The sequence below is a fragment of the Micromonospora sp. II genome (assembly GCF_001709195.1).
In the GTDB taxonomy this organism is placed as follows: domain Bacteria; phylum Actinomycetota; class Actinomycetes; order Mycobacteriales; family Micromonosporaceae; genus Micromonospora; species Micromonospora chalcea.
Genome location: NZ_LYXF01000004.1, coordinates 95,449 through 108,681, shown reverse-complemented (window position 1 = coordinate 108,681; position 13,233 = coordinate 95,449). Strand labels below are relative to the sequence as shown.

The 13,233-nt window shown below is 74.2% G+C and carries 10 protein-coding genes; 7 read left to right on the top strand and 3 right to left on the bottom strand.

Annotation, left to right across the window (positions count from 1 at the left end):
* The first annotated feature begins 60 nt into the window (after window positions 1-60).
* The 4 genes from A8711_RS01640 (at window position 61) to A8711_RS01625 (ending at window position 4,891) form a co-directional block, all read left to right on the top strand.
* Entirely contained in the window at window positions 61-1,107 is a 1,047-nt protein-coding gene (locus A8711_RS01640) for a carbohydrate ABC transporter permease (RefSeq protein WP_069087272.1), read from the top strand.
* Window position 1,108: 1 nt separating this feature from the next.
* Window positions 1,109-2,068 carry a carbohydrate ABC transporter permease gene (locus tag A8711_RS01635; protein ID WP_069087271.1) on the top strand — a complete coding sequence of 320 codons (960 nt, stop codon included), beginning with the start codon at window positions 1,109-1,111 and terminating at the stop codon, window positions 2,066-2,068.
* Window positions 2,069-2,130: 62 nt separating this feature from the next.
* Window positions 2,131-3,201, top strand: a complete 1,071-nt coding sequence (locus A8711_RS01630; protein ID WP_043328803.1) for a LacI family DNA-binding transcriptional regulator — start codon at window positions 2,131-2,133, stop codon at window positions 3,199-3,201.
* A gap of 43 nt (window positions 3,202-3,244) precedes the next feature.
* Window positions 3,245-4,891, top strand: coding sequence for an alpha-amylase family glycosyl hydrolase (locus A8711_RS01625; RefSeq protein WP_069087270.1), 1,647 nt, complete (start codon window positions 3,245-3,247; stop codon window positions 4,889-4,891).
* Window positions 4,892-4,948: 57 nt separating this feature from the next.
* On the opposite strand, the gene A8711_RS01620 is transcribed toward A8711_RS01625, so the two are convergent.
* The 3 genes from A8711_RS01620 to xylA all read right to left on the bottom strand — a co-directional run bounded on the left by A8711_RS01620 (window position 4,949) and on the right by xylA (window position 9,142).
* The gene (locus A8711_RS01620) at window positions 4,949-6,379 is read right to left on the bottom strand and encodes an MFS transporter (protein WP_043328800.1); all 1,431 of its coding nucleotides are present in this window, start codon (window positions 6,377-6,379) and stop codon (window positions 4,949-4,951) included.
* 109 nt (window positions 6,380-6,488) lie between these two features.
* A complete protein-coding gene (gene xylB, locus A8711_RS01615) occupies window positions 6,489-7,943 on the bottom strand; it encodes a xylulokinase (RefSeq protein WP_069087269.1) in 1,455 nt (484 codons plus the stop codon).
* A gap of 11 nt (window positions 7,944-7,954) precedes the next feature.
* A complete protein-coding gene (gene xylA / locus A8711_RS01610) occupies window positions 7,955-9,142 on the bottom strand; it encodes a xylose isomerase (protein ID WP_043328799.1) in 1,188 nt (395 codons plus the stop codon).
* A 52-nt stretch (window positions 9,143-9,194) separates the two neighbouring features.
* On the opposite strand from xylA, the gene A8711_RS01605 reads away from it, so the two are divergent.
* From A8711_RS01605 to A8711_RS01595, 3 genes are all read left to right on the top strand, one after another.
* Window positions 9,195-10,454 (top strand): ROK family protein, encoded by a 1,260-nt coding sequence (locus tag A8711_RS01605; protein WP_069087268.1) that lies wholly within the window; start codon window positions 9,195-9,197, stop codon window positions 10,452-10,454.
* 210 nt (window positions 10,455-10,664) lie between these two features.
* Complete coding sequence (locus A8711_RS01600; RefSeq protein ID WP_233607814.1) at window positions 10,665-12,254, top strand: PP2C family protein-serine/threonine phosphatase; 1,590 nt, start codon at window positions 10,665-10,667, stop codon at window positions 12,252-12,254.
* Entirely contained in the window at window positions 12,251-13,231 is a 981-nt protein-coding gene (locus tag A8711_RS01595; protein WP_069087267.1) for a B12-binding domain-containing protein, read from the top strand. Before A8711_RS01600 ends, A8711_RS01595 begins: the two co-directional genes overlap by 4 nt.
* Window positions 13,232-13,233 lie beyond the last annotated feature (2 nt).

The window sequence follows — 13,233 nt, the reverse complement described above, 5'->3', positions numbered from 1 at the left end:
CCCGGTCCGGTTCCCCCGGGCCGGGCCACCTCTGCTAGCCGAACCCTTGAAGGAGGGTCGATGGAGTTCGACTTCGCGGCGGAGCAGCCGAAGTTCCTCATGCTGATGTACGGGCTGATCGCCTTCGTCGCGGTGGTGGGCGGGCTGCTCCTGCTCCTCGACGTGGTGCCGTCGTACTTCGCCCGGCGCCGGGAGGCGCAACTGGTCGCCGCCTCGGTGAGCGGCACGCCGCTGCCCCGCCGGCCCAAGCAGCGCGAGGGCGCGTTCGCGTTCTTCTTCCTGTTGCCGACGCTGCTGCTGCTCGCCGTCGGACTGGTGGTGCCGGCCATCCGCACCACGCTGCTCTCCTTCATGGACTCCAGCAGCAGCAACTGGGTGGGACTGGACAACTACCGCTGGATGTTCGCCGAGGACTCGATCGTCCGGGTCCTGGTCAACACGCTGATCTGGGTGCTGCTGGTGCCGCTGGTGGCCACCGCGTTCGGCCTGATCTACGCGGTCCTGGTGGACAAGGCACGGTTCGAGGCGGTCGCCAAGTCCCTGATCTTCCTGCCGATGGCGATCTCGTTCGTCGGCGCCTCCATCATCTGGCGCTTCGTCTACGCCTACCGGGGCGAGGGCGACCAGATCRGCCTGCTCAACCAGATCGTGGTGAGCCTCGGCGGAGAACCGAAGCAGTGGCTGCTGGACTCGCCGCTGAACACGTTCCTGCTCATCGTGATCATGGTGTGGATCCAGGCCGGTTTCGCGATGGTGGTGCTCTCCGCCGCGATCAAGGCCATCCCGGCCGACATCGTCGAGGCGGCCCGGCTCGACGGCACCACCGCGTGGCAGATGTTCTGGCGGATCACCATTCCGAGCATCCGGCCGGCGCTGATCGTCGTGGTGGTGACGATCTCCATCGCCACGCTCAAGGTCTTCGACATCGTCCGCACCGCCACCAACGGCAACTACGACACGAACGTGATCGCGACCGAGATGTACAACCAGGCGTTCCGCTACCAGGAGAACGGGCAGGGCTCGGCGCTGGCGGTGTTCCTGTTCGTCCTGGTGATCCCGATCGTGATCTACCAGATCCGCAACCTGCGCAAGCAGCGGGAGGGCTGAGATGACCACCACCACGCCCACCGTCGGAGTCGGCGCCCAGGCCACCGAACCGACCACCCGGGGCGCCCGGGTGCGCAAGCGTCTGAACAGCCGTACCGCCACGCTCGTGTCGGTCGTGATCGCGATGCTCTGGACGATCCCGACCTTCGGCCTGTTCATCTCCTCGCTCCGGCCGGAGAACGAGATCAAGACCACCGGGTGGTGGACGTTCTTCAGCGACCCGCAGATCACGCTGGAGAACTACCAGGAGGTGCTGTTCAGCTCCGGCTCGTCCGGGCAGTTGGCCAGCTACTTCATCAACTCGCTGGCGATCACCATCCCCTCGGTGCTCTTCCCGCTCGCGTTCGCGTCGCTCGCGGCGTACGCGCTGGCATGGATGAACTTCAAGGGGCGGGACTGGGTCTACATCGGCATCTTCGCACTGCAGATCGTGCCGCTGCAGATGGCCCTGGTGCCGCTGCTGCGGTTCTTCTCCACCGGCGTCACGGTCGCCGGGGTGCAGATCCTGCCCGCGTGGGACCTGGTCGACGAGCAGAAGTTCGCCCAGGTGTGGTTCGCGCACACCTGTTTCGCGCTTCCGTTCGCCGTGTTCCTGCTGCACAACTTCATCTCGCAGCTTCCCGGCGACCTGATGGAGGCGGCCCGGGTCGACGGGGCCACCCACCCGAAGATCTTCCGCACCATCGTGCTGCCGCTGATCATGCCCGCGCTGGCGGCGTTCGGCATCTTCCAGTTCCTCTGGGTCTGGAACGACCTGCTGGTCGCGCTGATCTTCGCCGGTGGCGGCGACGAGACCGCCCCGCTGACGGTCCGGCTCGCGGAACTGGCCGGCACCCGGGGCAACGAGTGGCAGCGGCTGACGGCCGGCGCATTCGTGTCGATCGTCGTACCGCTGATCGTGTTCCTGTCCCTCCAGCGCTTCTTCGTGCGAGGCCTGCTCGCCGGCAGCGTCAAGGGTTGATCCGCGCCCCGCCGCCGGCACGGCCGGCGGCGGGGCCCGGGTCACGGCGGGGAGCCCACACGATGACCAGAATTGACGACGTCGCCCGGCTGGCCGGGGTCTCCACGGCCACCGTCTCCCGGGCGCTGCGGGGCCTGCCGACGGTCTCGGCCGCGACCCGGCGCCGGGTGCTCGCCGCCGCCGAACAGCTCCAGTACGCGGTGTCACCGAGCGCCAGCCGGCTGGCCGGCGGCCGGACCGGCACGGTCGCGGTGGTGGTGCCCCGGATCACCAGATGGTTCTTCGGCACGGTGGTCGAGGCGGTCGAGGAGTTCCTCCAGGACAGCGGCTACGACCTGCTGCTCTACAACCTCGGCGGCCGGGAGCAGACCCGCCAGCGGGTGCTGCGCACGGCGAGCCTGCACAAGCGCGTGGACGCGATCATCCTGGTCGCCACCCCGCTGCGCGCGGCGGACGTGCACGCGCTGACGAACCTGGACCTGCCCGGCGTGACGATCAGCTCCGGCAGCGAGGTGCCCGGGTGGCCCTGCGTCCGGATCGACGACGTGGCCGCCGCCCGGACCGCCACCCGCCACCTGCTCGACCTCGGCCACACCCGGATCGCGCACATCTCCGGCGACCCGGACGACGAACTGGCCTTCACCACGCACCTGGACCGGCGGCGCGGCTACCAGGAGGCGTTGCGGGCCGCCGGGCTGCGGCCCGACCCGAGCCTCGACGTCGAGTCGCGATTCACCATCGACGGGGGTACCCGGGCCACCGCCGAACTGCTGGCCCGGGGCGAGCCGCCGACGGCCATCTTCGCCGCCTGCGACGAGATGGCGATGGGCGCGGTCACCGCGCTGCGCGACGCCGGGCTACGGGTGCCGCAGGACGTGAGCGTGATCGGCATCGACGACCACGACCTCGCCGGTGTGCTCGGGCTCTCCACGATCGCCCAGCCCGCCGCCGACCAGGGACTGCTCGCCGCCCGCATCCTGCTCGACCCGCTCGGCGTACGGGCCACCGAGCCGTACCCCGGCCTGGTGCCCGCGCCGCGCGGCGCCGGCACCGACGACGGGACGCCACCCCCGGTGATCCTGCCCACTCGCCTGGTGGTGCGCGAATCGACAGCGCCGCCGCGGGCACACTGAACCAACTTGCTCGTCCCCGCACCACCCAGACAGGAGTAAGGCGCTGAACACCGACGCGACGCAGCAGGCCCCGGGCACCGGCTGGTGGACCGAGGCGGTGATCTACCAGGTCTACCCGCGCTCGTTCGCCGACTCCGACGGCGACGGCATCGGCGACCTGCCGGGCATCACCTCCCGGCTCGACCACCTCGCCGAGCTGGGAGTCGACGCGCTCTGGCTGTCCCCGTTCTATCCGTCCCCGCAGGCCGACGCCGGGTACGACGTGGCCGACTACCGCGACGTCGACCCGCTGTTCGGCACGCTCGCCGACGCCGACAAGCTGATCGCCGAGGCGAAGGCGCGCGGGCTACGGGTGATCGTCGACCTGGTGCCCAACCACACCTCGTCCGCGCACCGCTGGTTCACCGAGGCGGTGGCGGCCGCCCCGGGCAGCCCGGAGCGGCAGCGTTACGTCTTCCGCGACGGCAAGGGCCCGGACGGCGCCGAGCCGCCGAACGACTGGGTGAGCGTCTTCGGCGGCCCCGCCTGGACGCGGCTGCCGGACGGACAGTGGTACCTGCACCTGTTCGACTCCGGTCAGCCCGACCTCAACTGGGACAACGCGGAGGTGCGCGCGGAGTTCCTCGACGTGCTGCGTTTCTGGCTGGACCGGGGCGTGGACGGCTTCCGGGTGGACGTGGCGCACGGCCTGATCAAGCAGGCCGACCTGGCCGACTGGCAGGAGCCGCAGGAGATCCTCTCCGGCAGCGAGGTGGACAAGCCGCGCCCGCCGATGTGGGACCAGGACGGCGTGCACGAGATCTACCGGGAGTGGCGGCGGGTCCTCGACTCGTACCCCGGTGAGCGGATCCTGGTCGCCGAGGCGTGGGTGGAGCCGGCCGAGCGGCTGGCCCGGTACGTGCGCCCGGACGAGATGCACCAGGCGTTCAACTTCGAGTACCTGCTGGCCGCCTGGACCGCGCCGGCCCAGTACGCGGTGATCACCCGCTCGCTGGAGGCCACCGACTCCGTCGGCGCGCCCACCACCTGGGTCCTGTCCAACCACGACGTGGTCCGGCACGCCTCCCGGCTGGGGCTGGGCACCGCCGGTGGCCGGGCCAACGGCGTCGGCGTGGACGACCCGCAGCCGGACGCCGCGCTGGGTCTGCGCCGGGCCCGGGCAGCCAGCCTGCTGATGCTCGCGCTGCCCGGCTCCGCCTACCTCTACCAGGGCGAGGAACTGGGGCTGCCGGAGCACACCACGCTGCCCGACGAGGCCCGCCAGGACCCGACCTGGGCACGCAGCGGGCACACCGAGCGCGGCCGGGACGGCTGCCGGGTGCCGATCCCGTGGGAGGCCGACGCCCCGTCGTACGGCTTCGGGCCGACCGACGCGAGCTGGCTGCCCCAGCCGTCGACCTGGGCCGAGTACGCGCTGGACCGGCAGCGCGGCGTGCCCGGGTCGACGTACGAGCTGTACCGGACCGCGCTGCGGCTGCGCCGCGAGCACGCGCTGGCCCGGGGCCCGCTGCGGTTCCTGTCCTCCGGCGACGAGGTGCTCACGTTCACCAACGGCGACCTCACCGTGCTGACGAACTTCGGGGCCGACCCGGCGCCGCTGCCGGCCGGCGCGCAGGTGCTGGTGTCGAGCGCGCCGCTGGACGACGCCACGGTCCCGACGGACGTCACCGTCTGGTTCCGGGTGGTGTAAGGAAGGGCCCTTGTTAACGCCTCCGGTATAGGAAGGGCCCCTTATTAACACTCACCGTTAAGAAGGGGCCCTTCCTTCCAGGCGGTCGGCGCGGGCGTGCAGCAGGTCGTGCACCTGCGCTATGTCCCGCGGCGACGTACGCGCGGCCAGCCAGTACATGATCCCGGTCGGGATGAAGAAGAGCTGGAACGCGGCCAGCCCGACCGCGTAGTTCAACGGCGGCGGGAAGGCCGTACGCAGCGCGGCGAACACCACCCCGACCAGCCCGTTGCCGGCCGCCCGCCCGACGCCGTTGACGAGGTTGCCCAGGCTGTAGACGGTGCCCCGGTGCTCGGGCGGGTTGACGTCGGCGATCAGCGCGAACCAGTTCGGCGAGTTCGCCGACGTCAGCGCCAGCGCCACCACGGCGGTGAGCAGGCTCAGCCCCACCGTCGGCTCGGTCAGCACGCTGGACAGCACCGCCGTCACCACCGCGCCCGCCCCGGCGCCGTCGGGCACGTCGATGCGGATCGGCACGAAGAACAGGACCAGGTAGAACGGCAGCGCCGCGAGGATGCCGACGGCCGCGACGGTGGCCCGGCCGCTGGGCGTACGCCGTTGCAGCGCGTCGCCGACCAGGCCGCCCACGATCGAGAACACCCCGCCGAGCTGGAACAGGGTGGCGAAGACGCTTCCCACCACCACGGCCGTCGCCGGCGAGTAGCCCTGCGCCTCGGCCCGCTGGCTGAACAGCACCGGCAGCCAGACCAGCGAGCCGAACGCGGCCTGGGCGGTCAGCCCCTGCAGGATCAGCCAGCGGTTGGTCCGGCGGGCCAGGATCCGGGGCAGGTCGGCGCGGCTGATCCGGTAGTCGTACTCGTTCCCGGCGTCGATCGCCCCGGCCAGCTCCGGTTCGCTCTGCCCGCGCCGGATGTCGTAGGTGAACAGGTACGCCACCGTGGCGGCCAGACCCACGCCGGTCAGTAGCAGGAACGGCCGCCGCCAGTCGGTCGCCCCGAGCACGCCGCCGAGCAGCGTCCCGGCCAGCGTGCCGACGCCCTGGGACAGCCCCCAGAAGCTCATCACCAGGCCGCGTCGGCGCGGCGAGATCAGGTCGGTGACCACGGAGAAGCCGACCGAGCCCACCGCGCCCAGCCCGACCGCGCCGACGAACTGCGCGGCCAGGAACGTCGCGTACCCCCCGGCGAGCGCGCTGCCGGCGGTGCCGGCGGCCCAGAGCAGCGTGCCGACCATGAGCAGCGGCTTGCGGTTGGTGCGGTCCCCCACGTACGCCCAGCCCACCGCCGCCACCGCGCTGACCAGGAAGCTGACGGCGGTGACCAGGCCGAGCATCCGCTGGGGTACGTCGAGGGCGGTGGAGATCGGCCCGTACAGCGGGGGCACCAGGCCGATCGCCACGTTGTCCAGCGAGGCGAGCACCACGAAGACGACGACGCTGTAGAACCGGTGTGCCGCGTTCCCGCGCCGGGAGACCTTCGTGCCCGTCATGCAGGGCAGCCAATCAGGTGCGGGCGGGTTCCGGGACACCGCCCCCGGCCGACGCGCGTGTTAAGAAGGGGCCCCTCCTCTACCGCAGGCGTTAAGAAGGGGCCCTTCCTTACCCCCGGGCGTGGGCGTAGCGCTCGCGGATGGCGGGGACCGCCTCGCCGGTGTACTCCTCGGTGTCGCCGACCGACCAGGTGGGCGGGGTGTCGCCACCCAGCGCGACCCAGGCGGCCTGCCGGGCCGCGCCGTCGGCCACGTACTCGCCGGGCGGCGGCACCACCACCGGGCGGCCGAAGACCTGCGGCGCGATCCGCCGTACCGCGGCGGACCGGGCGCCGCCCCCGACCAGGATGATCCGGTCGGCGCGGGCGCCCTGGGCGAGCAGCGCGTCGAGACCGTCGGCCAGCCCGCAGAGCATCCCCTCGACCGCGGCCCGGGCCAGGTGCGCCGGGGTCGAGGTGCGCAGTGTCAGGCCCTTCAGCTCGCCGGTGGCGTGCGGTCGGTCCGGCGTCCGCTCCCCCTCCAGGTACGGCACCAGGACCAGCCCGTCGGCGCCGGGCGGCGCGGACAGGGCCAGCTCACCGAGCGTGTCGAGGTCGACGCCGAGCAGGGTCGCGGTGGCGTCGAGCACCCGGGCCGCGTTGAGCGTGCACACCAGCGGCAGGAACCGGCCGGTGGCGTCGGCGAACCCGGCCACCGCGCCGCTCGGGTCGGCGGCCGGGTTGTCCGCGACCGCGAAGACGGTGCCGGAGGTGCCGATCGAGACGACCACGTCGCCCGGACCGGCGCCGACACCGAGCGCCGCGGCGGCGTTGTCCCCGGTGCCCGGCCCGAGGAGCACCGGGCCGGCGGCACCGGTTCCCGGGGTTCCGGCCGTACCGGACGCCGCGCCGTCGCCGAGCACCGCCGGGTCGAGGTGCCCGGCCGCCTCGGCCGGGCCGAGCACGACCGGCACCGTCACGCGCCGGCCGAAGGCCCGCTCCAGCAGGTCCAGCCGGTATTCGCCGGTGCGCGGCGACCAGTAGCCGGTGCCGCTGGCGTCGCCTCGGTCGGTGCGCAGCGCGTCCAGGCCGGGCGCGCCGGCGAGCCGCCAGGTGAGCCAGTCGTGCGGCAGGCACACGGCGGCCACCCGGTCGGCGTGGTCCGGCTCGTGCCGGGCCAGCCAGCGCAGCTTCGTGGCGGTGAAGCTGGCCACCGGCACCGCGCCGGTCGCCTCGGCCCAGAACCGGCGGCCGGTCTCCCCGCCGCCGGCCTCCTCGACCAGGTCCCGGGCCGCGTCGGCGGACCGGGTGTCGTTCCACAGCAGCGCCGGCCGGACCACCTCACCGGAGGCGTCCAGGCAGACCATGCCGTGCTGCTGGCCGCCGACCGAGACGGCTGCCACGTCGGCCAGGCCGCCGGCCTCGGCCACCGCCGCCCGCAGGGCCTCCCACCAGGCGTACGGGTCGACCTCGGTGCCGGGCGGGTGCGGCGCGCGGCCCTGCCGGACCAGCGCGCCGGTCTCCGCGTCCCGGACCACCACCTTGCAGGACTGGGTCGACGAGTCGACCCCCGCGACGAGCGGCATGGCGGCCCGCCTCAGCGCGCGCCGAGCACGTGCTCGACGGCGAGCTGGTTGAGCCGGACGAAGCCGAAGCCCTTCGCCCCGGCGGCCTCCGGGTCGAACTCCTCGAACGCGGTGCGGTCGGCGAGCAGCTCGCGGTAGCCCTCACCCGGGTTCAGCGTCGGCGTGGCCAGCTCGGCCACGCGGGCGGCGGCGAGCGCCTCGACCACCTCCGGGTCGGCGCGGAACGCCGCGGCCCGCTCCTTGAGCAGCAGGTACGTGCGCATGTTCGCCTCGGCGGAGGCCCACACGCCGGCGATGTCCTCGGTGCGGGACGGCTTGTAGTCGAAGTGGCGCGGGCCGTCGTAGGCCGGGCCGCCGTTCGGGCCGCCGTGCTCCAGCAGGTCGACCAGGGCGAACGCGTTGAGCAGGTCGCCGTGGCCGAAGACCAGGTCCTGGTCGTACTTGATGCCGCGCTGGCCGTTGAGGTCGATGTGGAACAGCTTGCCCTGCCAGAGCGCCTGGGCGATGCCGTGGGCGAAGTTCAGCCCGGCCATCTGCTCGTGCCCGACCTCCGGGTTCAGCCCGACCATCTCCGGGCGGGCCAGGGTGGAGATGAAGCCGAGCGCGTGGCCGACGGTGGGCAGCAGGATGTCGCCCCGGGGCTCGTTCGGCTTCGGCTCCAGCGCGAAGCGCAGGTCGTAGCCGTTGTCGACGACGTACTCGCAGAGCAGGTCGACCGCTTCGCGGTAGCGGTCCAGCGCGGCCTGGACGTCCTTCGCGACGTCGTACTCGGCGCCTTCCCGGCCGCCCCACATGACGAACGTCTTCGCGCCCATCTCGGCGGCCAGGTCGATGTTGCGCAGCACCTTGCGCAGCGCGTACCGCCGCACGTCGCGGTCGTTGCTGGTGAAGCCGCCGTCCTTGAACACCGGGTGGTTGAACAGGTTGGTGGTGACCATCGGCACGACCAGGCCGGTCTCGTCGAGCGCCTTGCGGAAGCGGCTGAGCCGGGCGTCGCGGGTGGCGGCGTCCGCGCCGAATGGGACCAGGTCGTCGTCGTGGAAGGTGATGCCGTACGCGCCCAGCTCGGCGAGCCGGTGCACGGCCTCGACGGCGTCCAGCTCGGGACGGGTCGCGTCGCCGAACGGGTCACGGGCCGGCCAGCCCACCGTCCAGAGGCCGAAGGAGAACTTGTCCGCGGGGGTGGGACGGGGTGCCATGGCAGACCTCCAGTGGTGGTGTCGTCCGCGATTTGTTCAGCGGTTGAATTAAATGGCGGCGATGTGGCAGTGTCAAGAGGTGACAAGCGCCAGCACGGCCGGGGCGGTCCGGCAGGGCAGCCTGCGCGAGTTGAACCTCGCAGTGGTGCTCCGGCGGATCGCCGCCGCCGACCGGCCGCCCTCGCGGGCCGGGATCGCCGCCGACACCGGCCTGACCCGGGCCACCGTCTCCGCCGTGGTCGACGACCTGATCGCCGGCCGGCTGGTCGCCGAGGCGGAGCCGGAGCCGCGTACCGGTGCGGGCCGGCCGGCCCGGGGGCTGGTGCTCGCCTCCGACGGCCCGGCCGGGCTCGGCCTGGAGGTGAACGTCGACTACCTGGCGGCCTGCGTCGTCGACCTGACCGGCACGGTCCGGCACCACCTGGTCCGCCGCGCCGACCTGCGCCCGGTCTCCCCCGCCGACGCGCTCGCCCGGCTCGCCGCGCTGGCCGCCGAGGCGCGCGCCGCCGCCGTACGCGACGGACTGACCCTGGCCGGCGCGGCGCTCGCCGTGCCCGGCCTGGTCGGCGACGGCGGCCTGGTCCGGCTCGCGCCGAACCTCGGCTGGCGGGACGTGGACGTGCCGGCGCTGCTGGCCGGGCATTCGCTGGCCGAGCCGGTCGACGGGGTGCCACCGCTCGTGGTCGACAACGAGGCCAACCTGGCGGCGCTCGGCGAGCTGTACGCGCGACCGGCCGGCCCCCACAGCTTCCTGCACATCACCGGCGAGATCGGCATCGGCGCCGGAATCGTGCTGGACGGCTCGCTCTACCGGGGCGCGCGCGGCTGGAGCGGAGAGATCGGTCACTTCCCGGTCCAGCCGCAGGGGCGGCCGTGCCGCTGCGGCGGCCAGGGCTGTCTGGAGCGGTACGCGGGCCAGGAGGCGATCCTGGCCGCCGCCGGGCTGCCCGGCGCGGAACTGCCCGCCGACACCGCCGCCACCCGGCTCGCCGACCTGGCCGACGCCGGTGACCCGGCCACGCTGACCGCCCTGGCCGACGCCGGCGCCGCCCTCGGGGTCGCCGTGGCGGGCGTGGTGAACCTGCTGGACCTGGACACGGTGGTGCTCGGCGGCGGATACGCCCCGCTCGCCCCCTGGCTGCGGCCGCCTGTGGTGGCGGAGATCTCCCGGCGGGTGCTGACCGCCGCCTGGGCACCGGTCGAGGTACGCCCGGCCGTGCTCGGGGCGCAGTCCGCGGCGGTCGGCGGAGCCGGCTCGGTGGTCCGCCGGATCGTCGACCGGCCGGTGGGCTGGCTGGCCCGCAGCGCCTGATCCGGCCGTTCCTGGACGGGCATTACGTGCCCGCGCTCGGTACGCTTGCCGCCAGGCAACCTGTCCGCCGAGCGAGGAGTGCACCGACAGCATGCGCAGGGGTCGACTGACCGAAGCGCCCGGCCACCTGAGGTGACAGCCGCGCGCCGGGGCGGTGTCGCGGGGCCGGTCAGCGGCGGGGGGCACGCCTGGAGGAAGCGACCCCGGCGGGTGGCCGGGGCCGCGCTCCCGGCTGACGACCGGCTCGCCCAGGAGCTGCTGGACGGGCTCGCCGAAGCGGTCGTGACAGTCGACCCGGCCGGCGTGGTGGCCCTGGTCAACGCGATGGCCATCGACCTGCTCCCGGAGCTGAGCCCCGGCGTCGACCTGGCCGGGTGCCAGGTGCCGGCGCTGGCCGAGGCGGCGCGCACCGGGTCGGACACGTTCGAGACCGAGCACCACGGCCGGCGGTTGCGCGGGCTGCGGCGCCCGCTGGCCGCCGGGCGCGGCGCCTGGTACGTCCGAGACGTCACGGAGGAGCACGCACGCACCGACGCGCTGCTCGCCGAACGCTCCCGGACCGCGTTCCTCGCCCGGGCCGGCAGCCGGCTCGGGCTGTCCCTGCACCGGGACCAGACGCTGCGCGCCGCGGTCACGCTGCCGGTGCCCTACCTGGCCGACGTCGCCGTGGTGGTGCACCGCCCGGCCCCGCCCGCCGAGGACGCGCCGCACTGGATCCGGTACGCCACCGGCGACTCCGGCCCGGTCACCGGCGTGACCGGCTGGCGCACCGTGGAGTCCGTCCCCGGGCTGGTCGAGGCGCTCGACGGCGACCGCACCGAGCCCAGTCCCTGGCTCGACGCCGAACTGGCCGACCTGGCCGAGGTGCTGCCCACCGGCTTCGGCCGGCCGGGCACCGTGCTGATCAGCCCGATGCCCAGCGCCGGCGGCCCGGCCGGCGCGCTGGTGCTGGCCCGCCGCCCCGAACGGCCCGGCTTCGACCAGCGGGAGATCGCACTGGCCCGGGAGTTCGCCGGGCGGGCCGGCGCCGCGCTGGCCGCGGCCGAGCTGTACGGCGAGCAGGCCCACCTGGCGCGCGTGCTGCAGAACAGCCTGCTCCCGCCGGAACTGCCGCGCCTGCCCGGGATGACGCTCGCCGGCGGTTACCGCGCCGCCGGGGACAGCCTGCGCATCGGCGGGGACTTCTACGACGTGTTCCCCACCGGCGAGGGCGGCCTCCTCGCGCTCGGCGACGTCTGCGGCAAGGGCGTCGGCGCGGCAGTGCTGACCGGCCGGGTACGCCAGTCGCTGCAGACGCTGCGCCTCGTCGAGCAGCGTCCCCGGGAACTGCTGGAGCTGCTCAACCGGGCGCTGCTGGACGCGCCGGACGCCGCCCGCCGGGCCCAGTTCACGACGCTCCTGCTCGGCGCGGTCCGCCGCGAGCCCGGCGGCGGGCTGCGGGTCCGGGTGGCCGGCGGCGGGCACCCCGCCCCGCTCGTCGCCCGCGCCGGCGGCGGGATCGAGACCGTCCGGGTGGGCGGCATGCCGGTGGGCGCGCTCACCGACGCGCGGTTCGTCGACGCCGAGGTACGGCTGGCGCCGGGCGACCTGCTGCTGGCGTACACCGACGGGGTGACCGAGGCCCGGGGCGGCCCGACCGAGCTGGCCATGTTCGGCGAGGACCGGTTGCGCCAGGCGGTCGCCTCCGGTGCCGGGCTCCCGCCGGCCGCGCTCGTGGAGCGGGTGCTCCAGCTCGTCGACGAGTGGCTGGACGGGCAGCCGCACGACGACATCGCCATGCTGGCGCTGGCCGCCGGGTGAGCCCGGAGCGCCGGATCGGGCCGGAGACGCTCGCCGCGTATCTCGATCACCTGGACCGGGCCGACCGGGCCGGCGCGATCGCGCTGGCGCAGGAACTGCTCGCCGACGGCGTGCCGGTCGCGGACGTCCTGGTGGACCTCGTCGCGGTGGCGCAGCAGGAGATCGGCCGCCGCTGGCTCACCGGTTCCTGGAGCGTGGCCCAGGAGCACGCCGCCACCCATGTCAGCGAACTCGTGGTCGGCGCGGTGGGCGCGACGATCGGCGCACCGCGACGTGGGCACGTGGTGATGGCCTGCGTCGAGGGCGAGTGGCACGCGCTGGCCGCCCGGATCGTCGCCGAGGTGGTCCGGGCGGCCGGCTGGCGGGTGACGTTCCTGGGCGCCAGCGTGCCGGCCCGGCACCTGGTCTCCTACCTGCACCAGACCGGCCCGGACGCGGTACTGCTGAGCTGCGTGCAGCCGAACCGGCTGGTCCGGGCGGCGCGGATGGTGGAGGCGAGCCGCGCGGCCGGGGTGCCGGTACTGGCGGGCGGCCCCGGCTTCGGGCCGGAGGGCCGGTGGGCCGCCACGATCGGCGCGGCGGCCTGGGGCGCCAGCGCCCGGGACGCCGTCGCGCTGCTGGACCGGCCGCTGTCCGCGGGCACGCACATCGGCGCGCCACCACCGCCGCCCGACGACTCGTACGTCGCCCTGCTGCACCGGCGGCGGGAGCTGGTTCGGCTCGCGCTGACCGCGGTGGACCCGCCCGAGGAGACCGCCGAGGACGCCGCCACCGGCATCGCGCACCTGGTGGACGCGCTGATCGCGGCCGTGCGGGTGGACGACGACCGGCTGCTGCGGGACTTCGTCGAGTGGCAGGCGGAGGCGCTGACGTCCCGGGGCGGGCGGGCGCTGCTGGACGAGGTGCTCGGCACGCTGGAGCGGGCGCTGACCGAGCATCCCCGGGTGGTGGCCCGGCTGCGGGCCGTCCGCGGGTGAAG

Bases quoted from the DNA above. Each gene is read 5' to 3' on its own strand.
- A8711_RS01635 (WP_069087271.1), top strand. From the start codon at position 1,109: ATGACCACCACCACGCCCACCGTCGGAGTCGGCGCCCAGGCCACCGAA.
- A8711_RS01630 (WP_043328803.1), top strand. From the start codon at position 2,131: ATGACCAGAATTGACGACGTCGCCCGGCTGGCCGGGGTCTCCACGGCC.
- A8711_RS01620 (WP_043328800.1), bottom strand. From the start codon at position 6,379: ATGACGGGCACGAAGGTCTCCCGGCGCGGGAACGCGGCACACCGGTTC.
- xylB (WP_069087269.1), bottom strand. From the start codon at position 7,943: ATGCCGCTCGTCGCGGGGGTCGACTCGTCGACCCAGTCCTGCAAGGTG.
- xylA (WP_043328799.1), bottom strand. From the start codon at position 9,142: ATGGCACCCCGTCCCACCCCCGCGGACAAGTTCTCCTTCGGCCTCTGG.
- A8711_RS01605 (WP_069087268.1), top strand. From the start codon at position 9,195: ATGGCGGCGATGTGGCAGTGTCAAGAGGTGACAAGCGCCAGCACGGCC.